The sequence below is a fragment of the Hydrogenophaga sp. L76 genome, from assembly GCF_057654755.1.
This window is the reverse complement of sequence record NZ_CM172807.1, coordinates 3693293-3714841: the sequence shown is the minus strand read 5'-3', so window position 1 is coordinate 3714841 and position 21549 is coordinate 3693293. Positions and strand designations below refer to the sequence as shown.

General features: G+C 66.3%; 22 protein-coding genes. 9 read left to right on the top strand and 13 right to left on the bottom strand.

Translation table 11 applies throughout. The annotated features are described in order from the left end of the window. The first annotated feature begins 31 nt into the window (after window positions 1–31). Window positions 32–463, top strand: a complete 432-nt coding sequence (locus AC23D4_RS18125; protein ID WP_472886965.1) for an acyl-CoA thioesterase — start codon at window positions 32–34, stop codon at window positions 461–463. Between the two features lie 73 nt (window positions 464–536). Then, complete coding sequence (locus tag AC23D4_RS18120; RefSeq protein ID WP_472886964.1) at window positions 537–1349, top strand: IclR family transcriptional regulator; 813 nt, start codon at window positions 537–539, stop codon at window positions 1347–1349. A gap of 36 nt (window positions 1350–1385) precedes the next feature. On the opposite strand, the gene AC23D4_RS18115 is transcribed toward AC23D4_RS18120, so the two are convergent. The 6 genes from AC23D4_RS18115 to AC23D4_RS18090 all read right to left on the bottom strand — a co-directional run bounded on the left by AC23D4_RS18115 (window position 1386) and on the right by AC23D4_RS18090 (window position 7930). Further along, the gene (locus AC23D4_RS18115; RefSeq protein WP_472886963.1) at window positions 1386–2348 is read right to left on the bottom strand and encodes a Bug family tripartite tricarboxylate transporter substrate binding protein; all 963 of its coding nucleotides are present in this window, start codon (window positions 2346–2348) and stop codon (window positions 1386–1388) included. A 38-nt stretch (window positions 2349–2386) separates the two neighbouring features. Further along, window positions 2387–3589: a CaiB/BaiF CoA transferase family protein gene (locus AC23D4_RS18110; protein ID WP_472886962.1), complete on the bottom strand. Its 1203-nt coding sequence runs from the start codon at window positions 3587–3589 to the stop codon at window positions 2387–2389. Between the two features lie 5 nt (window positions 3590–3594). Continuing rightward, window positions 3595–4734 carry an FAS1-like dehydratase domain-containing protein gene (locus tag AC23D4_RS18105; RefSeq protein WP_472886961.1) on the bottom strand — a complete coding sequence of 380 codons (1140 nt, stop codon included), beginning with the start codon at window positions 4732–4734 and terminating at the stop codon, window positions 3595–3597. 50 nt (window positions 4735–4784) lie between these two features. Next, on the bottom strand, window positions 4785–6350 hold the full coding sequence (locus AC23D4_RS18100) for an acetate--CoA ligase (protein ID WP_472886960.1): 1566 nt from the start codon (window positions 6348–6350) through the stop codon (window positions 4785–4787). A gap of 276 nt (window positions 6351–6626) precedes the next feature. Next, window positions 6627–7061, bottom strand: a complete 435-nt coding sequence (locus AC23D4_RS18095) for a PaaI family thioesterase (RefSeq protein ID WP_472886959.1) — start codon at window positions 7059–7061, stop codon at window positions 6627–6629. Between the two features lie 134 nt (window positions 7062–7195). Then, window positions 7196–7930, bottom strand: coding sequence for a type 1 glutamine amidotransferase (locus AC23D4_RS18090; protein WP_472886958.1), 735 nt, complete (start codon window positions 7928–7930; stop codon window positions 7196–7198). A 314-nt stretch (window positions 7931–8244) separates the two neighbouring features. Between AC23D4_RS18090 and AC23D4_RS18085 the strand changes: the two genes are divergently transcribed. From AC23D4_RS18085 to AC23D4_RS18055, 7 genes are all read left to right on the top strand, one after another. Then, the gene (locus AC23D4_RS18085) at window positions 8245–9120 is read left to right on the top strand and encodes a branched-chain amino acid ABC transporter permease (RefSeq protein WP_472886957.1); all 876 of its coding nucleotides are present in this window, start codon (window positions 8245–8247) and stop codon (window positions 9118–9120) included. Window positions 9121–9255: 135 nt separating this feature from the next. Next, window positions 9256–10332: a branched-chain amino acid ABC transporter permease gene (locus tag AC23D4_RS18080; protein ID WP_472886956.1), complete on the top strand. Its 1077-nt coding sequence runs from the start codon at window positions 9256–9258 to the stop codon at window positions 10330–10332. Beyond that, a complete protein-coding gene (locus AC23D4_RS18075; protein WP_472886955.1) occupies window positions 10329–11159 on the top strand; it encodes an ABC transporter ATP-binding protein in 831 nt (276 codons plus the stop codon). The genes AC23D4_RS18080 and AC23D4_RS18075 overlap by 4 nt, the downstream gene beginning before the upstream one ends. Window positions 11160–11238: 79 nt before the next feature. Further along, window positions 11239–12027 carry an ABC transporter ATP-binding protein gene (locus AC23D4_RS18070; protein ID WP_472886954.1) on the top strand — a complete coding sequence of 263 codons (789 nt, stop codon included), beginning with the start codon at window positions 11239–11241 and terminating at the stop codon, window positions 12025–12027. A gap of 4 nt (window positions 12028–12031) precedes the next feature. Then, window positions 12032–13888, top strand: a complete 1857-nt coding sequence (locus tag AC23D4_RS18065) for an AMP-dependent synthetase/ligase (protein WP_472886953.1) — start codon at window positions 12032–12034, stop codon at window positions 13886–13888. Between the two features lie 51 nt (window positions 13889–13939). Continuing rightward, a complete protein-coding gene (locus tag AC23D4_RS18060) occupies window positions 13940–15109 on the top strand; it encodes an ABC transporter substrate-binding protein (RefSeq protein ID WP_472886952.1) in 1170 nt (389 codons plus the stop codon). A 104-nt stretch (window positions 15110–15213) separates the two neighbouring features. Further along, on the top strand, window positions 15214–15612 hold the full coding sequence (locus AC23D4_RS18055) for a DUF2784 domain-containing protein (RefSeq protein WP_472886951.1): 399 nt from the start codon (window positions 15214–15216) through the stop codon (window positions 15610–15612). A gap of 146 nt (window positions 15613–15758) precedes the next feature. Here the strand turns inward: AC23D4_RS18055 and AC23D4_RS18050 are convergent, their stop codons facing one another. From AC23D4_RS18050 to AC23D4_RS18020, 7 genes are all read right to left on the bottom strand, one after another. Further along, on the bottom strand, window positions 15759–16568 hold the full coding sequence (locus AC23D4_RS18050; protein ID WP_472886950.1) for a class I SAM-dependent methyltransferase: 810 nt from the start codon (window positions 16566–16568) through the stop codon (window positions 15759–15761). 57 nt (window positions 16569–16625) lie between these two features. Continuing rightward, window positions 16626–17171, bottom strand: a complete 546-nt coding sequence (locus AC23D4_RS18045; protein WP_472886949.1) for a DUF1697 domain-containing protein — start codon at window positions 17169–17171, stop codon at window positions 16626–16628. Between the two features lie 283 nt (window positions 17172–17454). Next, complete coding sequence (locus AC23D4_RS18040; protein WP_487623640.1) at window positions 17455–17871, bottom strand: signal peptide prediction; 417 nt, start codon at window positions 17869–17871, stop codon at window positions 17455–17457. 11 nt (window positions 17872–17882) lie between these two features. Then, window positions 17883–18365, bottom strand: coding sequence for a thioesterase family protein (locus tag AC23D4_RS18035; protein ID WP_472886947.1), 483 nt, complete (start codon window positions 18363–18365; stop codon window positions 17883–17885). Further along, a complete protein-coding gene (locus AC23D4_RS18030; protein ID WP_472886946.1) occupies window positions 18362–18523 on the bottom strand; it encodes a hypothetical protein in 162 nt (53 codons plus the stop codon). Before AC23D4_RS18030 ends, AC23D4_RS18035 begins: the two co-directional genes overlap by 4 nt. Continuing rightward, window positions 18523–20589 (bottom strand): ATP-binding protein, encoded by a 2067-nt coding sequence (locus tag AC23D4_RS18025; protein ID WP_472886945.1) that lies wholly within the window; start codon window positions 20587–20589, stop codon window positions 18523–18525. The genes AC23D4_RS18030 and AC23D4_RS18025 overlap by 1 nt, the downstream gene beginning before the upstream one ends. Continuing rightward, window positions 20586–21470, bottom strand: a complete 885-nt coding sequence (locus AC23D4_RS18020) for an enoyl-CoA hydratase/isomerase family protein (RefSeq protein ID WP_472886944.1) — start codon at window positions 21468–21470, stop codon at window positions 20586–20588. The genes AC23D4_RS18025 and AC23D4_RS18020 overlap by 4 nt, the downstream gene beginning before the upstream one ends. Between the last annotated feature and the right edge of the window lie 79 nt (window positions 21471–21549).

Below are 21549 nucleotides of genomic sequence, written 5' to 3'. Positions count from 1 at the left end.
GGGGCAAATCGTTGATTCAGAGATTGTGCCCATGTCCACCGAAACAAGCCCCCGCCCGCAAACCACCCTGCCCCAGGACCGCGAACTGGTGCTCAAGGTCATTCCCATGCCGGCCGACTGCAACGCCAATGGCGACATCTTCGGCGGCTGGGTCATGGCCCAGGTCGACCTGGCCGGCGCGGTGGTGCCGGCCCGCTACTGCCGGGACCGCATGGTCACCGTGGCGGTGAACCAGTTCATCTTCAAGCAGCCGGTGCGCGTGGGCGACATCCTGAGCTTTTTCGCCCACGTCACACGCATAGGCAACACCTCGATCACCGTGCAGGTGGAGGTGTTCGCCGAGCGCTTTGGCACCCAGGGCCAGTACGCGAAGGTCACCGAGGCCAGCCTGACCTACGTCGCCGTCGACCAGGACGGCCGGCCGCAGCAGATTCCCCGCGATGGGCTGCAGCAACCGGCCTGATCCGGGCCGGGTCTCGAAACGGTCAGGCTAAGATTGTCCATGGACAAATGCTTTCCATGGAACCAAGAACCCGATGCCACCTGAACCCAAGACCGCCCGGCAGCCCACCGCACCGGTGAAGAAAAGTGTTCGCGTGCGCGATGTGCCCGCGGTGACGCGGTCCATCGCCATCCTGCGTCTGCTGGGGCGAACCAACCAGGCCCTGGGCGTGAAGGCGATTGCCGACGAACTGGGCCTGGTGCCCAGCACCTGCCTGCACATCCTGCGGGTGCTGGTGAGCGAGGAACTGGTGAAGCTGGAACCCGGCACCAAACATTACGCACTGGGCAGCGGCATGATCAGCCTGGCCCGCAGCGTGCTCAAGGGCGGCAGCTTTGCCCAGCTGGCCCAGCCGGGCCTGGACCGGCTGGCGTCTTCGTTCGGGGTGACGGCGATGGGGGTGGAGGTGACGCCCAAGCAGACCGTGGTGGTGCTGGCCTTGTCGCGGTCGGACCAGCCGTTCCGCATGCACACCGACGTGGGCAGCCAGTTTTCTTCCCTGGTGAGCGCCACGGGGCGCCTGATCGCGGCCTACAGCGGCGAGAACTGGACCGCGCTGCGCAAGAAGTTCAGCGCCATCGAGTGGGACAAGGCCCCGAGCTTTGCCCAGTGGAAAAAGGAAGTCGAAGAGACCAGGGCACGCGGCTGGAGTATGGACCGCGACAACTTCATGAGCGGAATCACCGTCGTGGCGGTGCCCATCTTCGAGCCCTCGGGCCGGCTCATGCACACCCTGGTGGCCGTCGGCCTGTCCAGCCAGCTGCAGGCGACCGCCACGTCGCAGCTGGCGGCCGCGATGCAGCGGGAAGCCCGCTCGATCGCCGACCTGCTGCTCGACCGGCCCTGAACCAAGCGCTGGTTCAGGGCGCTCCGGGGGCCAACCTCAATCGACCCGGATGTCTGCGCGCTGGATCACCGGCGCCCATTTCTTGCGTTCCGCGCTCGCGAAGTCGGCCAGCTGGGTCACCGTTCCGCCCGCTGGGTCAAAGCCCATGTCCAGCAAGCGCTGGCGGGTTTCAGGTCGCATCAACACCTTGTTGATGGCGGCGTTCAAGGTGTTGACGATCGCCGGGGGGGTACCTTTGGGTGCGTACAGGGCGTTCCATGCCACCACCTCGAAACCGGTGAAACCCTGCTCCGCCACCGTCTTGACGCCCGGAACCAGGCCACTGGGCTGGGCAGAAGTCACCCCCAGGGCGCGAACCTTGCCCGAAGCCAGGTGGGGGCGCAAGGCCGTCGGCGTGTCGATGATCGCCGGGAGCTGTCCGCCCAGCAGGTCGGTCATGGCGTTGCCCGAACCCTTGTACGGAATGCCGAAGAGTTCCATCGAGGAGGTGTCCTTCAGCAACTCAAGCACCAGCCGCGCGGTGGTGCTGGGCATGGCGATGTCGGCGCTGTGAGGCTTGCTTTTTGACAGGCTCACCAGTTCGGCCACCGAAGTCAGCGGCGAAGCGCTGTTCACCGCCACCACCATGGGGAAGGTGCCGACCAGGGCGATCGGCTCGAAGTCCCGCGCCGCATCAAACGGCAGCTTGCTGTACAGGAACTGGTTGAGCACATGGGTGGCGTTGGTGCCCATGGTCAGCGTGTAACCGTCTGGCGCCGCCTGCCTGGTCAGTTCGGTGCCCAGGTTGCCCCCGGCGCCGGCCTTGTTTTCGATCACGATGGGCTGGCCCAGATCGCTCGACAACTGGGTGGCGAGGTATCGCGTGGCGATGTCGGTACCTTGCCCGGCGGCGTAGGCGACGATGATCTTGATGGGCCGCGACGGGTAGGTCTGCGCATGAACGGCCATGGTGGTCGTCAGCGCGCAGGCGGCGGTGATGAGTACTTTGAATAAATGCATGATGCTTGTCTCCTTCTATTGTGATGGCCAGATGGCCGCTAGCTTCTGGGCCCGGGGGCGGCACCCATTTCTCGTAATCGTTGGCGGTCTTCCTTTGCATAGCCAAGCCCGGCCAGGATGGTTTCGGTGTCCTGGGCAAAGCCAGGGGGGCGCACGCCCGGAGCGCCCGGGGTTCCGAGCAGCCTCATGGGAGACCGCAGGCCGGTGTAGTTCCCGCGGCGAACGACGATGTCGCGGTGTTCGCAGTGCGCATGCGCCAGTGCCTGCGGCACCGAATTCACCGCGCCGGCCGGCACGCCCGAGCGCATCAGCGTTTCGCACAAGGACTCGCAAGCCCGGTCCTGGATGGCCGCTTCAATCACGGCCTTCAACGCCGCGCGGTTGGCCACGCGCAGGCTGTTGGAGGCAAAGCGCTCGTCCTCCAGCAGCTGGTCCAGTCCCAGGCAGGCGCCCAGGCGACGGAACTGCGCGTCGTTCAGGATGCCGATGAACAGCTCCCCGTCCTGCGCCCTGAACTTGTCGTAGGGCGCGATGTTCGGGTGTGCACTGCCCAGCAGCCGCGGCGAGTCCTTCGACGCGAACCAGTTGGACGCGTGCGGCAGCAGCAGGCTGAGCGCGGTGTCGTACAGGGTGGCCTCCAGCCGCTGCCCTTTTCCGCTGGCCTGGCGCGCCACCAGCGCCATGAGGATGCCGGTCAGGGCCACGTAGCCGGTGAGGTGGTCCACGATCGGCATGCCCACCCGCGTGGTGCCGCTGCACTCGTCGCCGTTGATGCTCATCAGGCCGCACAGGGCCTGCAGCACGGCGTCGTAACCCGGCAGCCCGCCGAGCGGACCGTCGTTGCCGAAGCCGGTGATGCTGCAGTGGATGAGACGGGGGTAACGCGCCGACAGCGTCTGCTCAAAGCCCAGCCCCCAGCGCTCCAGGGTGCCCGGCAGGAAGTTTTCGACCAGCACATCCGCGTCGGCCAGCAGTCGGTGGAGCACTTCCTGCGCCTCCGGCTTTGACAAATCCAGGCTGATGGCCTGTTTGCCCCGGTTGAGCGCGAGGAAATACGCCGCGTTGCCGTCGCCGTCGAACGGCGGCCCGAGGCCCCGGGTCTCGTCGCCCGAAGGCGGCTCGACCTTGATCACCTGGGCACCGTGATCCGCCAGCATCTGGGTGCACAGCGGTCCCGCCAGCACCCGCGTGAGGTCAATCACCTTCACGCCTTTCAGTGCGCCACTGGCGGTTGTGGTCATGGCATTCAGCCTTTGGAAGGCAGGATGACGATGCCGCTGCCCACCACCGACAGCTCGTCGTTCTGGTTGCGGGCTTCCTGCTCGATTTCGACCATGTGCTGGCCGTTCTCGATGAACTTGCGCTTGACCTTGGCCTTGATGAACAGCATGTCGCCCTCGGGGTTGTGGCGGCGGATCTTGCAGCTGGCCTTGTGCAGGAAGCCGGCATCACCGATCCAGTTGGTGAGCTGGTGGGTGAGCCACGAGGTGCGCTCCGGACCGTAGTCGTAGGCACCGGGTGCGCCCACTTCGAGGGCGAAGTCTTCTTCCCAGTGCACACGCTCCGGGCAGTCGGGGATGCCGAAGCGGTTCTTGATGCCAACGCCCGGGTGCTGGTCGATGAGCTTCCAGGCCAGCTTGTTGGCGCGGATGTACAGACCGCCCCAACCCTGGGCGTAGGCGATGAAACCGGTCACGGTCATCGGGCCTTTGAACATCACGGGCAGGGCTTCGCCTTCCTTGACATCTTCCCAGTAGCGCGGCGTGGCACCGCGGATTTCTTCGTCGCGGTACAGCTGGTAGGCCTCGCCCAGCTCTTCATCGGTGTAACGGCGCGGCGCGCTCGACCGGGCCTCGGTGTATTTGGTGCCCTGCTCGCGGGCGTGGTCGCGCTCGGTGCGGAAGCACCAGCTGTCGGCCTCGGCCACCTTGTCACCGGACTGGTTGAAGAAGTCCACGTGGTAGGTCTGCTGCACGGCGCGGCCGGCGAAGCGGGTCTGGTGTTCAACCAGGCTCTTGAGATGGGCCTCGGTGTGGATCTCGTCGTTGCGGTGCACCGGCTTGTGCCAGGTCCAGTCGGCGCCCGACCACATGGCGTGCACGCCCGGCAGACCACCGACGTAGCCCGAGACGATGCGGCTGGTCGAAAACAGGAAGCTGGGCAGCGCCACGATGCCGCCGTATGGGCTCTTGGCCGCGTAGTCGGGGTCGCACCAGAGCGGGTTGTCGTCGCCGATGCCGTGGGCGTAATGGCGGATGTTGTCGCGCGTGGCCTCATGGCACCAGGGTTCGACGGTGTGGCTGATCTTGACGCCGATGCGCTCGCGCAATTCGTCGAGGCCGCTTTCGGTGATCTTGGGAAACTGGCGGGGTTCGGTACTGGACATGTTGTCTCCTGGGGTGGTTGGGTGAATGGGTGAACGAATGGGGTTGGGAATCAGGCCGCCGTCGCAACTGCGGCGGCGAGTTCCTGCTCGCGCAGCTTCTTGCGGTGCACTTTTCCGGCGGGGGTCTTGGGCAGCTCGGGCACGACGGCCACGTGGCGCGGGTATTCGTGCTGGCTCAGCTTGTGGCGGACCAGGTCCTGGATCTCTTCGGTGAAGGCCTCGGACTCGGGCCGGGCGCTCACGACAAAAGCCTTGACCACCTGTCCGCGCACGGCGTCGGGCACGCCGATGGCGGCCGCCTCCAGCACATCAGGGTGCATGAGGATGACGTTCTCGATCTCGACCGCGCTCATGGTCCAGCCGGCCGAGATGATCACGTCGTCGGCCCGGCCACCGTGGTGGAAATAGCCCGCGCTGTCGATGCGACCCAGGTCCTTGGTGGGAATCCACTGGCCACGGCGCTGGACCATCAATTGCCCGGTGGTGCCGACGGGACACAGCTGGCCGTCGGCGTCGTGCACCTCGACCCGCGTGCCCGGGACGGGCTTGCCCAGGGAGCCCCGCTGGACCCGGAAATCCGGCGCACCGGGATAGCTGGCCAGCACCACGCCGATTTCGGTGGTGCCGTACATGCTGCAGACCTCCAGGCCGAAGGTCTGGTGCACAAAGTTCGCGGTCTCGTCGTCGATGGGCTCACCGGTGAACGACAGCTTCTCGAAGGCGTAGCTGTAGCGGTCGGCGACGCCGCTGTTCTTCATCATGCGGTAGTGCGTGGCCGCGGCCGACATGTTCGTGAAGCGGTGTTCCGAGAGCGCCTGCAGCAGCCGCTCGGGCCTGAAGCGCCCGCTGTAGGCACCGACCGTCAGGCCCAGGGCCAGCGGTGCCAGCGTGCCGTGCCACAGCCCGTGACCCCAGGCGGGTGACGAAGGGCAGAAGAAGCGGTCACCCGGGCGCAGACCGGTGCCGTACAGCGCCGCCACCATCAGGGTGACCAGGGCGCGGTGCGAGTGCTTGACGGCGTCGGGCAGTTCGCGGGTGGTGCCCGAGGTGTACTGGAACACCGCCAGGTCGTCGGCCCGCGTCTTCACTTCGAAAGTCGATGGCAGGTGCTGGATGGACGACAGGAAGTCGGTGTTGAAAACCAGCACACCAGCATCGCCAACGATGGACCTGGCCACCTCTTGCTTCTCGTCGTTCGTGACCAGCAGCGCCGGCTGGCAGTCGTTGACACGCAGCCGGATGCCGTCAGGGCCGAACAGCGTGAACAACGGCACCGCGATCGCGCCGCTCTTGATGACGCCGAACATGGCGACGTAGAAAGCCCGCGAGGGCTCCAGCATGATCGCCACGCGCTGACCGGGCTGAATGCCCTGCGACACCAGGTGGTGCGCAAAGCGCGAGGAATCCGCGGCCAGTTCTTCGAAGGTGATGACCTCGTCGGGACCTTCGGCGTGCACCACGATCAGCGCCTCGCGGCCCGAATCGGCGTACCGGTCCACGCACTCGTGCGCCATGTTCAGGTGTTCGCGATTGCCATCAAACAGCTCCCACAACCTGTCGCTGGAGAAGTGGGCCTGGGCGTCGGCGTAGCTGGTGTAGTCGGTCAGTTTTTTCATGATGTGTGTCGTTCGTCTGGTGTAGATGAATTCTTGTCGTGTTTTTTGTTTTTGTCAAATGGCACATTGTTTTGTATATAGACAATCATGAAAAAGACAAAAAAAGGACGAAGAGAGACACCGTCAACGACGGACTTCATCAGGGATCAAACCGCATCAGATGGGAAGAAAATCGAACCGGGCGGATTCGTAAGAAGCGCGAAGGACGCGGGGCATGGGCGTGGAGCCCCAGGCATCTGGCGCGTCCGCTTCAACGTGGCCGAGGGCCACGAAAGCTCACCGGGCGGGTGCGGGCCGCAGCACTTTCATGATGGCGCGGGCTGCGAGCACGGGGCGGTCATCGACCTGCACCAGCCCCTCCATGAAGACCAGGCTGCTGGTGCGCGCCGTGATGTTCGCCCGGGCCTGGGCAAACTGCCCTGCCCGGACCTCGGCCATAAAGTGCGTGTCAAGCTGCACGGTCACGCACGGCATGCGGTCGCACGCCTCCCAGGCGACCGTGCTCAGCACGTGATCGATCAACGTGGTCAAGGCGCCACCGTGTACCACCCCGGCGGGATTCAGATGCTGGTCTTCGGCAAGCAGGCCATACACCCAGCCGGCCCCCTCTCGGCAGGTCCACAAGGGTCCGGCATGCCCCATGAAACCGCCCAGTTGGCGGGGCTTCCAGCCTTGCGCCCGCAGGCGATCAAGCAGTTCCGGATTCAGCATGGGACCCTCTTCATGACGGCGTGGAACGGTACGATCGCAGCGCGATCAGGAGTGCTCTAAGGCAATGAAATTGTACTGAAGCAAATTTTCCAGTACGGATCCGGCCAGCGAAGAACCCGTTCCGGGTGGACTTTTCAGCGCCAGCGCGTTCGCCATTCCGCATAAATCCGGTCGGCCAGCGCCTCGCTGCCGCTCTGGTGGCGCTCAGTCCCCGCGGCGATGGCCTCAGCGCCCTGCACACTGCCCGGGTGCAGCAGCAACGCTGCCGGATATGCTTCGCCGGGGTGCGCCATCCAGTCACTGATTTTCTGCGGCGTGATCTCGATGTGGAACTGCATTGCGAGGTGCTGCCGCAGGGCAAAGGCCTGGTGGGCGCAGGCCGGCGAACTGGCGATCAGCTCGGCACCCGACGGCAGTTCGACAAAGCTGTCGTGGTGCCACTGGCAGACCGTGGCCTCGGCCTCATCGCCCAGCCAGGCGCGGGCGGTCTCGCTGCCGTTGTGGCGCATCGGCAGCCAGCCGATCTCGGGTTGCGCCAGTGTCTGCACCCGCCCGCCAAACGCGCGCGCGATGAGCTGGCCACCCAGGCAGTGGCCGATGACGGGAATGCCCAGCGCGTCGGCTTCACGGATCAGCGCTTCGGCCTGGCGCAGCGAAGGGCGGTCATCGTTGGCGCTCCAGGCGCCGCCCAGCACAGCCAGCCCCTTGAAGCCCATCACCGACGCCGGATAGGCGTCGCCGGCTTCGGTGCAGCGCACCTGCCAGCGCACACCCTGTTCGTCGAGCCACTGGCCCAGGAAGCCCGGGCCGTCGTCGTTCAGGTGCTGCAGCACCAGCACCTCGGTGCCATCGTTCGGAGAAACATGCATGCGCCCATGATGGGCACCCGCTGCGGCCGGTGCGGGTCCATTTGGCGCGGTGCGACCGGGGCCGCTCCGGTGCTGCCGCGGTGCCCCATCCCCGCGCGACGCGTGTGACGCCCCGGCTCAGGGGTATGCATGTCCTCACCAACCCGATGCTGCAGTGCAAGACATGGCGCCTGCGCGACTGTGGCCCGGGTCAACCCCTAGCAACGCCCACAAACAAGGCAGCTATAAACAGCGCACACCGTCGGGTAGACGTGTCTCAAAGCCTGCTGCAGCGGCCGGGACGACAAAGGCATCCGACCTCACAGGAGAACCGCGTGCAACTGCTGCAACTGCTCATCAGCGGTGTGGCCCAGGGCTGTATCTACGGACTCATCGCCCTGGGGTTCGTGCTGATCTACAAGGCCACCGAAACGGTGAGCTTTGCCCAGGGCGACCTGATGATGGTGGGCGCCTTCGGCGGTCTGCTCACCATGACGCTGCTGGGCTTTCCGTTCTGGCTGTCGGTGCCGGCGGCGGTGATCGGCATGGGCGCTTTCGGCGCGGCGCTGGAACGCCTGGTGATCCGGCCCATCCTCGGCCAGCCCGCTTTTTCCATCGTGATGCTGACCATCGGCGTGGGCTATGTGCTGCGCGGCGTGATCACCATGATCCCCAACATCGGCACCGACACGCACACACTGCCGGTGCCGTATGCGGGTGAAGTGCTGCGCCTGGGCACGCTGGTGGTATCGGCCGAACAGATCGTCGTCATTGCCGTCACCGGCCTGCTGTGCGCCGGGCTGTTCGCCATGTTCCGTTATTCCAGGCTGGGCCTCGCCATGCAGGCCGCATCGCAAAACCAGCTGGCGGCCTACTACATGGGCATCCCGGTCAAACGGCTCAACGGCCTGGTCTGGGGTCTGGCCGCTGGCGTGGCGGCCTTCGCCGGCCTGCTGCTCGCCCCCATCACCTTCGTGCACGCCAACATGGGCTTCATCGGTCTGAAGGCCTTTCCGGCGGCGGTGGTGGGCGGTTTCGGCAGCCTGCCCGGAGCCATCGTCGGCGGGCTGATCATCGGCATCGTCGAGTCGCTCTCGGGCTTCTACCTGCCCGAAGGTTTCAAGGACATCGCGCCCTACATCGTGGTGCTGATCATGCTGGTGCTGAAACCCAACGGCCTCTTTGGCGAAAAGCTGAGGAAGAAGGTATGACCACCCCCATCGCTTGCTCGCTGCGCGTAGCCGCTCAGCCCCTCAAGGGGCAACGCCTGTGGCCCGGCAAAGCCGGTTCCACGGCGTTCCCGGTCTGCTCCCCTGCCACCCCAGGCACTGCTGGTTGAAGGGCCCATGAGATTCATCTTTAAAACGGACTACAACCAGGACGTCAAACTCGCCAAACACGGCGGGCATGTGTTCTGGTACGGCCTGCTGGGCCTGTTCCTGCTGATGGCGCCCTGGGTGATCGAGGAGTACTGGCTGGCGCAGCTCACCTTCGTGCTGATCTACGCCGTGGTGGGTCTGGGGCTGATGCTGCTGGCGGGCTTCACCGGCCTGTTCTCGCTCGGCCACGCGGCCTTTCTCGGCGTCGGCGCCTACACCGAGACGGTGATGGTCAACGCCGGCGTGCCCTTCCCGATCGCCATGGCCTGCGCGGGCCTGCTGGCCGCGGCGGTGGGCATGGTGGTGGGCTTGCCGGCGCTGCGCGTCAAGGGCATCTACCTCGGCATGGCCACGCTGGCATTCGGCTTCATCGTCGAAGAAGGCATGGCACGCTGGGAAAGCGTGACGGGCGGCAACTCGGGCCTGTCGGTGATGCCGCCTTCGATGTTCGGCTGGGAGCTGGATTCCACCAACGAGTTCTACTTTCTCTGCCTCGTGGTCACGGTGCTCGCCACGCTGGCCATCGTCAACCTCATGCGATCCTCCACCGGCCGCGCGTTTGTGGCGATCCGCGATTCGGAGATCTCGGCGCAGAGCATGGGCATCCACCTCGCGCGCTACAAGACCCTCTCCTTCGCCCTGTCGGCGGCGCTGGCCGGCATCGGCGGGGCACTTTATGCGCACAAGATCCAGTTCCTCTCGCCCGAACAGTTCAGCATCATCCAGTCGATCGACCTGCTGCTGATGGTGGTGATCGGAGGCCTGGGCTCGATCCACGGCGCCTTCCTCGGTGCGATCTTCCTCATCGTCATGCCGCAGCTCATCGCTCTCGGCAAGGACTACCTGCCCGACGCCATCGGCCAGGCCGCCGGCCTGCAGGGCACCGTGTATGGCCTGGTGCTGATCGCCTTCGTGCTGTTCGAACCCATGGGCCTGTACGGGCGCTGGCTCAAGGTGCGCGCCTACATCCAGCTGTTCCCGTTCTACCGGCGCGGCATGTTCAAGCGCCAGAAGACCTTCCAGAAATCGGACAGACTGAAATGACCGACGACATCCTTCTCTCGGCCCAGAACCTCAGCGTGCGCTTCGGCGGCGTGCTGGCGGTGAACAACGTGAGCTTCGATGTGAAGCGCGGCGAGGTGTTCACGCTGATCGGCCCCAACGGCGCTGGCAAGACGACGGTGTTCAACCTGATCAGCCGCATCTACACGCCCACCACCGGCAGCATCGACTACGCCGGCCCGGACGGCATGCTCAAACTCACCGAGCAGCCCCCGCACCGCATCGCGGGCCTGGGCATCGCGCGCACCTTCCAGAACATCGAGCTGTTCGAACACGCCACGGTGCTGCAGAACCTGCTGATCGGGCGCCACACCCACCGCAAGACCGGCCTGTGGAGCGAGATCCTCTTCACCGGCAAGACCCGCGCCGCCGAAATCGAGGCGCGCGCCAAGGTCGAGCAGGTGATCGACTTCCTGAACCTGCAGCACCACCGCGAATCGCTGATCGCCGGCCTGCCCTACGGCGTGCGCAAGGTAGTGGAGCTGGCGCGCGCGCTGTGCACCGAACCGAAGCTGCTGCTGCTCGACGAGCCGTCCTCCGGGCTGAACGTGGAGGAGACCGAGGACATGGCGTTCTGGATCGCCGACATCAAGAACGATCTGGGCATCACGGTGCTGATGGTCGAACACGACATGTCGCTGGTGTCCAAGGTCTCGGACCGGGTGCTCGCCATGAGCATGGGCGAAGAGCTGGTCACCGGCACGCCGGCCGAGGTGCAGGACCACCCCGGCGTGATCGAGGCCTACCTCGGCACGGTGGACGACGTGTCCAGCCTGCGGCGGGAAAACCATGTGGGGACGACAGCATGAGAACCGCCGGGCCGCCCCAAGGTTCGCAAGCCCCCCTGGGGGGCAGCGCAGTACGCGCAGCGACAAGCGGGGGGGTTCTATGACCGCGCCCGTGACCGACAACGCCGTCCTGAAACTGCTCAACGTCGAGAGCGCCTACGGCCCGATCAAGGCGATCCGCGGCGTGAGCCTGCAGGTGCGGCGCAGCGAGATCGCCACCGTGCTGGGCAGCAACGGCGCGGGCAAGACCACCATCCTCAAGACCATCAGCGGCATCATCGACCCGCGCAAGGGCAGCATCGAGTTCAAGGGCGAGAACATCACGGCCCAGGACCCGGCCCACATCGTGCAGCAAGGCCTGAGCCATGTGCCCGAAGGGCGCGAGGTGTTCCCGCTGCTCTCGGTGCGCGACAACCTGCTCATGGGCGCCTACACCCGCCAGGACCGCGACGGCGTGGCGCGCGACATGGAACTGGTGTTCGGGTATTTCCCCATCCTGCGCGAGCGCGCGTTGCAGGACGCGGGCCTGCTCTCGGGCGGCCAGCAGCAGATGCTGGCCATCAGCCGCGCCCTGATGGCCAACCCCGACCTGATCCTGCTCGACGAACCGAGCCTGGGCCTGAGCCCGAAGCTCACCAAAGAGATCTTCGAGATCGTCGTGCGCATCAACCGCGAGCGCGGCACCACCATCCTGCTGGTGGAGCAGAACGCCAACATGGCGCTCAACGCGTCGGACTACGGCTACGTGCTGGAGAACGGCCGCATCGTGATGGAAGACACCTGCGCCCACCTGCGCGAGAAGGACGACATCAAGGAGTTCTACCTCGGCATGAAAGAGGCGGGCGTGCGGGCCGACCGGCGCTGGAAGAAAAAGAAGAACTGGAGATAAACAGATGAGCTATCTCTGGGATCTCTCCCATATCCAGCCTCAGACCGAGGTCGTGCTGTCCGGCGACACCATCCCCGCGATGTTCTGGAACGCGGTGCAGAAACGCGGCCCCACCGTCTGGATGCGGCAGAAGGCGTTCGGCATCTGGCGCAGCTGGACCTGGAACCAGACAGCGGAAGCGGTGCGCGAGATCGCCCACGGCCTGATGGCGCTGGGCTTTGCGCCGCACGAGACCGCGTCCGTGCTCTCCAACACCACCGTGGAATGGGTGCTGGCCGATCTGGCGGTGCTCAGCGCGGGCGGCGTGTCCAACGGCATCTACCCCACCGACGCGGCCGAGCAGGTGCAGTTCCTCTGCGAGGACTCGGGCACCACCGTGCTGTTCGTGGAAGACGACGAACAGCTCGACAAGGCACTGGAGGTGCGCCAGCACCTGCCGCGGCTGAAGAAGATTGTGGTGTTCGACATGGAAGGCCTGCACGAGCTGGACGATCCGCAGGTCATCGGCCTCGACGCCCTGCGCGAGCTGGGTCGCGCGCATGCGCAGACCCACGCCGGCGAGATGGAGGCCCGTGTGGCCGCCTGCCGGCCACAAGACCTGGCCATCCTGGTCTACACCTCGGGCACCACCGGCAAGCCCAAGGGTGCGATGCACAGCCACCAGGGTCTGGTCTACACCGTGCACGGCTACAACACGCTGATCGCACGCGACGAGCACGACGAGTGCATGTGTTTCCTGCCGCTGTGCCACATCGCCGAGCGCATGGGCGGCGAATACTTTTCGCTCTACACCGGCGCGAAACTCAACTTCGTCGAAAACCCCGAGACCGTGCCGGAGAACGTGCGCGAGATCGCGCCCACGGTGTTCACCGCGGTACCGCGCGTGTGGGAGAAGTTCTATTCGGGCGTGATGATCACGCTCAAGGAGGCCAGCCGGCTGCAGCAGGCCGCGTACGCCTGGGCCATCGGCGTCGGCCAGCGCGTGGCCGACCGGGTGATGGCCGGGCAACCGGTGCCCGGCAGCCTGCGCCTGCAGTTCCAGCTGGCGCGCCTGCTGGTGCTCGACAACGTGCGCAAGCTCATCGGCATCCACCGCGCGCGCTTCCTCGTCACGGGCGCTGCACCCATCTCGCCCGACCTGGTGCGCTGGTACCTGGCGCTGGGCGTGCCCATGCTGGAGGTCTGGGGCATGACCGAGACCTGCGGCGCTTCCACCGGCATCCCGGCGGACCGCATCAAGCCCGGCTCGATCGGCCCGGCAGCCAGCTACAACGAGGTGCGGCTGGACCCGCAGACCAGCGAGATCCTGGTGCGTGGCCCCAACGTGTTCATGGGCTACCTGAACCTGCCCGAGAAAACCGCCGAGACCATCGACAAAGACGGCTGGCTGCACACCGGCGACGTGGGCACGGTCGACGAGGAAGGGTTTTTCCGCATCACCGACCGCATGAAAGACATCATCATCACCGCAGGGGGCAAGAACATCACGCCCAGCGAGCTGGAGAACGAACTGAAGTTCTCGCCCTACGTGACCGATGCGGTGGTGATCGGTGACCAGCGGGCCTACCTCACCGTGATCATCATGATCGACCAGGAGAACGTGGAGAAGTATGCGCAAGACAACGACGTGCCGTTTTCCAACTACGCCAGCCTCACCCGCGCGCCCGAGGTGCAGGCGCTGATCCAGGCCGAGATCGACCGCGTCAACAAGAAGTTTGCCCGCGTGGAACAGATCAAGAAGTTTTTCCTGCTCGATACCCAGCTCAGCGCCGAAGACGAAGAGCTGACCCCGACCATGAAGCTCAAACGCAAGCTGGTGCAACAGAAATACGCGGACCAGATCGACGCCATGTACAGCTGACACCCGGCCACCGACCCCTCACCACCCCGACCACCCCAAGGAGACAAGCCCATGAAAACCCGAATTCCCCTGCTCGGCACCGCCCTGGTGCTGGCCTCCAGCGCCGTGTTCGCCCAGTCGCAGGGCGTGAGCAAGGACGAAATCGTGCTGGGCTCGATCCAGGATCTGTCGGGCCCCATCGCCGGGTTCGGCAAGCAGGTGCGCCTGGGCATGATGCTGCGCGTGGACGAAGTCAACGAGCAGGGCGGCGTCAACGGCCGCAAGATCCGGCTGCTGGTGGAAGACTCCGCCTACGACCCGCGCCGCGCCGTGCTGGCCGCGCAGAAGCTGGTCAACCAGGACAAGATCTTCGCCATGGTCGGCCACATCGGGACCGCGCAGAACATGGCCGCCATGCCGGTGCAGTTCCAGAAGAACGTGATCAACTTCTTCCCGGTCACCGCCGCGCGCGAGATGTATGAGCCTTTCCACAAGCTCAAGTACAGCTTCGCCGCCACCTACTACGACCAGATGAAGATCGCCGTGCCCAAGCTGGTGAAGGACAAGGGCGCCAAGAAGGTCTGCACCATGTACCAGGACGACGAGTTCGGCCTCGAAGTCAAGCGCGGCGCCGAAGAAGGCCTGAAGTCCATCGGCATGACGCTGGCCGTGGAAACCTCGTACAAGCGCGGCGCCACCGACTTCGCCTCGCAGATGCAGAAGCTGGCCTCCGAACAGTGCGACATGGTCGTGCTCGGCACCATCATCCGCGAGACCATCGGCGGCATCGCCACCGCCAAGCGCCTGGGCTTCAACCCCACCTTCATCGGCTCCAGCGCGGCCTACACCGACCTGATCCACAAGCTCGGCGGCCCGGCCATGAACGGCCTGTACGCCACCATGACGGTGCAGAACCCCTACACCGACGAAGCCTCGCAACCGATCCGCTTCTGGGCCAACAAGTACAAAACCAAGTTCAACGAAGACCCGACCGTGTTCTCCGTCTATGGCTACAGCCTGGTCGACACCTTCCTGAAGGCCGCCGGCAAGGCCGGCCCCAGCCTGACCACCGACAGCTTCATCAAGGCCATGGACACCATGAAGGTGCCGCCCGACATCTTCGGCAGCGCCGAGATGACCTTCAGCCCCACCAAGCGCCTGGGCAGCAACGCCACGCGCCTGTCGCAGCTGCAGGAGAACCGCTGGAAAGTGGTCTCGGAATACATGCACATCTCGCAGTAAACCGCTCAACAGATCCCACGCCGCCTGCGTTGTCAGGTCATGCGTGACAGCCGCCACGCCCCGTGCGTGAGCGGCTTTTTTTCTGCCCACGAACCACCCCGTCCATGAGCATCAACGCGACCACCGCCGGCCTGCTCGCCGACGCCCTGCTCACGCTGCACGTGGGCGTGGTGCTGTTCGTGGTCGCCTTGTTGCCGCTGGTACTCGTCGGCGGCGCGCTGGGCTGGCGCTGGGTGCACCACCGCGGCCTGCGTTTCACGCACCTGGGGCTGATCGTGTACATCGCCGCCCAGACCTGGCTCGGCCAGCTCTGCCCGCTGACCGTGTGGGAGCAGGACCTGCGGCGCCTGGCCGGACAGGGCGGCTACCGCGAGGGCTTCATCGAACACTGGCTATCGCGCCTGCTGTACTGGGAGGCGCCCTGGTGGGTGTTTGAGGCGGCCTATACCTCGTTCGCGGTGCTGGTGGCGGTGGCCTGGTGGTGGGTGCGGCCGCGAAGATGAGCTGCACCGAGGTTGGGAAAGGACGGCTGAAAGCGGGTCGCTGCCAGATACGGACGAAGGCCGTGCGGTAGAGCAGACGTTCAAGGTCTGGACTGGGCGGCCGACACCGGTGGGGCACATGCCGGTGAAGGTCCACCCAAGACGGGTTAGACATCGCTGCGCGTCACCCCGCGAACGGCCCAAGCCCTCGCGCTCAGCGAAATGGCCCCGCCCGCGGCTGACGGCAATGCCGACTCAAGGCGGGCCCTCAACGCAGCGCGTTGTTCTTCCGGAAGCGACATGGCATAGGCGGGTGCGGGCCCCTGCCCTCCAAGAAATGGCCGCCAGAAGTCATCGAAGTCAACGAACTGCGCTTTCAAGTCGAGGGAGGTGATGTCGACCTCGGTGAGTCCAGCCTCCTCGAAAGCCGCCTTCAGGGCGGATGGTTTGCACACCGGAAAACGGACCCCCTCGTGGAGTTGGGCCGCCGCAGGATCAAGTGACACCGCCGCGTCCCAGAAGTACTTGATGACCTCCATTCCATCGGCGTAGTCCCAGACATAGGCGGCGATGGTCCCGCCGGAGGCGGTGACCCGCCTCATCTCCGAGAGGGCACCCTGCATGGCTGGAACGAAGTTGAGTACAAGCCCCGAGACGACGACGTCGCACGCACCGCCATCAAGCGGGAGCGCGGCCGCATTCCCGGCAAGGACGCGTGCTTTTCCAGCGAGGTTCTGAGCCGCCAACTTGAGGAATCCCTCCGACGGTTCGACGCCGATCACGCTGCCCGGAATGCAGTGGTCCAGGATGGCGGCGGTCAGCGCGCCTGTGCCGCAGCCGACATCCAGCCACCGCTTGCCGGCGGGCTGATCCAGCCACGCAAGGAAGAGAGGCGCGGCCTTGCGACTCCAGCGGCCGATGTACTGCTCGTAGGGGCTGCCGCGTTCCCACGTATCAGAAACAGGTGTTGCGTTCATCGCTTGCGACCTCCGCCGACATGATCTGCGATGCCCAATGCCCTCTCGATGGAAGGGTCAGACATCGGGCCTGCTTGCCAAGGCCTGCAACTTGAGGACGGTTGCCCAGTTTCTTGTCGTGGCGGCTTTGCCAGCCTTTCCGAGCAGGGCTTCACCCGCTTTGCTTTCCCGCATGCCGGTCGCGCAATGCAGGTACGCAGCACGCTGACCGACCATGAACTGCTCTGACGGTGCAAGCAGCGGCTCGATGGCAGCGAGCCCGGGCAGCAACTTGGGATCTTGTACGAACGCGACCAACAGGCGTGAATGGTTCTGTGCTTGCTCAGCCAGTGCGTTCTCGGACACGATGGCGGACAGCTCACTTGCTGACTTGACGATCACCGGTACTTCGACCTTGAGCCTGGCTGCGATGGCGCTGGTTATCCTGGTGGCGTGTTGGACCGGCGTTCCCCTGGTTGCCCGGAACACGGCATTGCCGCTATTCAGAAGCGTGGCCACGTCGGTATAGCCAAGCGCCCTCAACAAGGCCCGGAGTTCGGCCATGGGCACCCGCCTGGCTTTGCCCACATTGACACCACGCAACAAAGCGACAAAGGAGGGCATTCCAACACCTGTCGTCTGCATTCAGGGACTGGGATTCTTTACAAGCACCAGGGCCTCAAGACAGAAGAGGCCTGTTTGTATGGGGTGCGTTTTTTGTTCGCGGGCATGCCTGCTGTGGTCTCCATGCGGCATGGACCATTGAAGGGTCGCAGCCAGGCAGGTCTGGAACGATGACCGCGGCGGGCAGCACGGCCAGCCCGCTGGATGCACTGGCAGTGGCATCTTGAGCACCCGCTTTTGGGGTCCCATCCGTGTGCCACGGTTTGGGTGGAAACCCGTCATCTCAACACCCCCCAACCCGCCGAGCTTCCACCTCGAACGGGTTGTCCCAGTAGGCATCCCGCCCCCGCACCCACTGCCAGGCCCCGGCCAGCAGGTACGCGGGCAGAAACAGCGGTCCCCAGCGCTCGCACTGCCGCACGTGCACCAGTTCGTGTGCGCGCAGGCGCTCCAGTTCCTGCGCGTGGGTGCCCAGGATCACGTGGCCGAAGGTGATGGCGTTGAAGGGCCAGCGGCGCCGGGGCCGCTGGCGCAGGGCGGCGATTTCAAGCACGCCGCCCACGCGCCGGACACGCGCACCCACCAGGAGCAGCAGCAGCCCGAGCGCCAGACCGATGAGGGTGTTGGGCGAGGCCCAGAGCAGGCGAGCCCAGCGCAGCAGTCGCTGGCGTCGCGCCAACTTCGATGGGCGACGGCGCACGGTGCCAGCCCTCAGGACACGATGTACGCGCCCGAGCCGCAGGACAGCAGCTTGCCGTCCGGCCCCAGGAACTCCATGCGCGTGCTCGCAACGCGTGAGCCCAGGCGCATGACTTCGGCGCGCAGTTCGAAATGGTCACCGATGCCGGGGCGCAGGTAGTCGATGCGCAGGTCGATGGTGCCGAGCTTGGCAAAGCGGTGCAGGCGCTGATCGGGTGACTCGTCCATGTGGCGCGCGCCGATGGCGGCCATGCAGGCGAGGCCGCCCATGGCATCGAGCCCGGCGCTGATGACGCCGCCGTGGATGCGGTTGTAGCTGTAGTGGCCCACGAGCTGCGGCTTCATGTCGATGCGCGCGGTCACGCGCTCGGGCAGCAGGCTGGTGATCTTCAGCCCGAGCACCTGGTTGAAGACGATTTTTTCTTCAAAGATGGCCTTCAGGCCGGCGATGAACTCGGGCTCGAATTCGGCGGGCAGGGTGATGGTTTTGGTCATGCGGGGATTGTGTCGGATCGTTGTCCGTCTGGGCCATCGCCCGTTTCGTCCCAGGCGTTCACGTTCGGCGTGATGGTCTGGGGTGGGAAACGGCGCACCGTGTCGATCAGCGCGACGCGGTCTTCCGGGTTGCAGTCGGGGGTGGGGTGAAGGTTCATCACAGGAAGGTGGCCAGCAGCTGGCCGGGTGCCACCTGCTGGCCCGGCGCCACGTTCAGGCTTTCGATCACCGTGTCGCGCGGCGCGTGCAGGGTGTGCTCCAGCTTCATGGACTCGATCACCAGCAGCGGCGCGCCGCGCGCCACCGTCTGCCCGGTCTGCACATGCAGGGCGATGAGCTTGCCGTTGAAGGGGGCGCGCAGCTCGCGCGCGGCGCTGGCGCCCCCCGCGGCTTCGCGGGGCGCAAAGCCCAGGTCGTCGATCCAGAGTTCGGTGGCGGTGCCGGCCGGCAGGTCGCCGCCTGCGAGCTGCACATGCCAGCGCGGCACGCCAGCGCCGGGGTCGACCGGCACGGCCCGGGCGCTCCAGCCGACGCCGTCGAGCACGATGCGCTGGCCGCTGACCTGTGCCTCGTGAACCCGGTCGCCCTGGATCACGCGCACGCGGCCCTGGCCGGTTTCCTGCACCAGCCACTTGTGCACCTTGCTGCCCAGGCGCAGGCGCAGGTGGCGCGGGTGGGGACTGGGCAAGGCCCCGGCCGGCGGCTGGCTGACGTACAGCAGGGCCAGCGCTGCCACCCCCTCGGCGGCTGGTGTGGTCTGCAGGCTGGTGCGCAGCGCGTCGCCGTGTTCGGCCAGAAAGGGAATGTGAGCCCCTCCCGCGGCCAACACCGGATGCCCCAGGCAGGCCGCGAGGAAGGCGCGGTTGGTCGGCAGGCCGAGCACCTGCGTTTCGCCCAGCGCGTGGGCCAGACGGTGAAGGGCCTCGGCGCGGGTGGGCGCGTGGGCGATGAGTTTGCCGAGCAGGGCGTCGTAGAGCGGCGTGACTTCGGCACCGGTTTCCAGCGCGTGGTCGAACCGCAGGCCGGGGACCGAAAGGTCGGGTTCGGTGAAGTGGCGCACGCGGCCGGTGTGTGGCGTGTGGTGTTCGTCTTCGGCGCACAGGCGCACTTCGATGGCGTGGCCGTTGAAGCGGACCTGCTCCTGGGCACGCGGCAGCGGCTCGCCGCGCGCAACGCGCAGCTGCCATTCGACGAGATCGAGGCCGGTGATCATTTCCGTGACCGGGTGTTCGACCTGCAGGCGCGTGTTCATCTCCATCAGATAAAAGTGCCCCCGTGCGTCTTCCCGCCTCCGGCGCGAATCCGGGGCTCCGCCGCTGCGCGGGTCGTTGCCCCCCGAGGGGGCTGTTTCGCCTTGGGGCGGCCCGGCGGCGAAACGGTCCTGCTCACCCTCCAGCAAAAACTCCACCGTGCCCGCCCCCACATACCCCGCGGCCTGCGCCAGCGCCACCGCACACCGGCCCAGCTCGGCCCGCAGCGCAGGCGACACCGCCGGGCTGGGCGATTCTTCGATGATCTTCTGGTGGCGGCGCTGCACCGAGCAGTCGCGTTCGCCGAGGTGGATGCAGTGGCCGTGCGCGTCGGCAAACACCTGCACCTCCACATGCCGAGGGCGCAGCAGCGCGCGTTCGATCAGCAGGTCGCCGTTGCCAAAGCCCGACAGCGCTTCCGAGCGTGCGCTGTGCAGGGCCGGCAGCAGCTGCGCCGCCTCGTGCACCAGGCGCATGCCGCGCCCGCCGCCACCCGCCACGGCCTTGACCATAAGCGGGAAGCCGATGCGTTGCGCTTCGGCGATGAAGGTTTCGTCGCGCTGGTCGTCACCAAAATAGCCGGGCAGGCAGGGCACGCCTTGCTGGCCGGCCAGCGCCTTGGCCGCGGACTTGCTGCCCAGCGCCCGGATCGCCGCCGGCGGCGGGCCGACCCAGACCAGCCCGGCGTCGATCACGGACTGGGCGAAGTCGGCGTTCTCGCTCAGGAAACCGTAGCCGGGGTGCACGGCGTCGGCGCCGGTGGCGCGCGCGGCTTCGAGCAGCTGGTCCACGCGCAGGTAGGAGTCGGCCGAGGCCAGGCCGCCGAGCGCGAACGAGGTATCCGCCTCGCGCACGTGCAGCGCGTCCCGGTCGGGGTCGGAGTACACGGCCACGGTGGCGATGCCCATGGCGTGGGCGCTGCGGATGATGCGGCGGGATATCTCCCCTCTATTCGCGATCAGGAGCTTTTTCATGCCTTGCTGTCTTTCGATCCGGCGCTGGGCCGCCCCAAGCCGGATCCGCCCCCTTGGGGGGCAGCGACCCGCGCAGCGGTGGAGCGTGGGGGTCCATCCAACCACGGCGCGGGCTGTCTCTTCGCGAAAGCGCCCAGGCCGGCCGCGGCCTCGGGGCCACGCAGCGCGGCGGCGAAAGCGATGGCGGCCTCGCTGCGCAGGTCGGGCGCCTTGTCGCGCAGGCGGTGCAAGAGCTGTTTGGTGGCGGCGACCGCGCCCGGGGCCGCGGCCCGCAGGGCCCGCTCAGCTTCGGCCACGGCGGCACCGAGCGCTCCGTCGGCCACCACGGTGTTCACCAGACCCGCAGCCTGGGCCTGGGCCGCGCTCCAGCGCGCACCGCTCAGCAGGCACTGCCGCGCCACCGCGTCGCCCAGCCGCTGCCAGACGAAGGGCGCGATCTGCGCCGGCGGCAGGCCGAGCGTGACCTCGGGCGTGGCGAACACCGAGCGCTCGGTGGCGATCACGACGTCGGCACAGCACACCAGGCCAAAGCCCCCGCCCATGGCCGGGCCGTCCACCGCGATCACCAGCCACTGCGGCAGCTCGGTGAGTGCGTGCAGCACGTCGCCAAAGCCACGGTTCATGGCGATCAGCGGGTCATCCTCACCGGGCTGCAGGGGTTGGCCGATGGCGCTGGCAAAACCGCCCAGGCTGCCGCCCGCACTGAAGGCGCCGCCCGCGCCGGTGAGCACGATGCCGCGCAAGGATGTGTCTTGCTTGGCGCGCAGGCAGGCCTCGAACAGGGCCAGCACCAGGGTGTCGGAGAGGGCGTTGCGCGTGGCGGGGTCGTTGAGCGTCCAGCGCTCGGTGTCACCTTGTCGAACCACCAGAAAATTGCTCATATCCACCTTTCGAGTTTGAGAGAAGTGTCTGGACCCGCAGTCGCCGACGATCCGGCTCTGCCGGTCAAAGGGCAACGTC

Coding starts and splice junctions, on each gene's coding strand:
- AC23D4_RS18080 (WP_472886956.1), top strand. CDS start 9,256: ATGAGATTCATCTTTAAAACGGACTACAACCAGGACGTCAAACTCGCC.
- AC23D4_RS18120 (WP_472886964.1), top strand. CDS start 537: ATGCCACCTGAACCCAAGACCGCCCGGCAGCCCACCGCACCGGTGAAG.
- AC23D4_RS18105 (WP_472886961.1), bottom strand. CDS start 4,734: ATGTCCAGTACCGAACCCCGCCAGTTTCCCAAGATCACCGAAAGCGGC.
- AC23D4_RS18045 (WP_472886949.1), bottom strand. CDS start 17,171: ATGCCCTCCTTTGTCGCTTTGTTGCGTGGTGTCAATGTGGGCAAAGCC.
- AC23D4_RS18095 (WP_472886959.1), bottom strand. CDS start 7,061: ATGCTGAATCCGGAACTGCTTGATCGCCTGCGGGCGCAAGGCTGGAAG.
- AC23D4_RS18100 (WP_472886960.1), bottom strand. CDS start 6,350: ATGAAAAAACTGACCGACTACACCAGCTACGCCGACGCCCAGGCCCAC.
- AC23D4_RS18115 (WP_472886963.1), bottom strand. CDS start 2,348: ATGCATTTATTCAAAGTACTCATCACCGCCGCCTGCGCGCTGACGACC.
- AC23D4_RS18090 (WP_472886958.1), bottom strand. CDS start 7,930: ATGCATGTTTCTCCGAACGATGGCACCGAGGTGCTGGTGCTGCAGCAC.
- AC23D4_RS18020 (WP_472886944.1), bottom strand. CDS start 21,470: ATGAGCAATTTTCTGGTGGTTCGACAAGGTGACACCGAGCGCTGGACG.
- AC23D4_RS18125 (WP_472886965.1), top strand. CDS start 32: ATGTCCACCGAAACAAGCCCCCGCCCGCAAACCACCCTGCCCCAGGAC.
- AC23D4_RS18070 (WP_472886954.1), top strand. CDS start 11,239: ATGACCGCGCCCGTGACCGACAACGCCGTCCTGAAACTGCTCAACGTC.
- AC23D4_RS18065 (WP_472886953.1), top strand. CDS start 12,032: ATGAGCTATCTCTGGGATCTCTCCCATATCCAGCCTCAGACCGAGGTC.
- AC23D4_RS18060 (WP_472886952.1), top strand. CDS start 13,940: ATGAAAACCCGAATTCCCCTGCTCGGCACCGCCCTGGTGCTGGCCTCC.
- AC23D4_RS18055 (WP_472886951.1), top strand. CDS start 15,214: ATGAGCATCAACGCGACCACCGCCGGCCTGCTCGCCGACGCCCTGCTC.
- AC23D4_RS18110 (WP_472886962.1), bottom strand. CDS start 3,589: ATGACCACAACCGCCAGTGGCGCACTGAAAGGCGTGAAGGTGATTGAC.
- AC23D4_RS18050 (WP_472886950.1), bottom strand. CDS start 16,568: ATGAACGCAACACCTGTTTCTGATACGTGGGAACGCGGCAGCCCCTAC.
- AC23D4_RS18035 (WP_472886947.1), bottom strand. CDS start 18,365: ATGACCAAAACCATCACCCTGCCCGCCGAATTCGAGCCCGAGTTCATC.
- AC23D4_RS18025 (WP_472886945.1), bottom strand. CDS start 20,589: ATGAAAAAGCTCCTGATCGCGAATAGAGGGGAGATATCCCGCCGCATC.
- AC23D4_RS18030 (WP_472886946.1), bottom strand. CDS start 18,523: ATGAACCTTCACCCCACCCCCGACTGCAACCCGGAAGACCGCGTCGCG.
- AC23D4_RS18075 (WP_472886955.1), top strand. CDS start 10,329: ATGACCGACGACATCCTTCTCTCGGCCCAGAACCTCAGCGTGCGCTTC.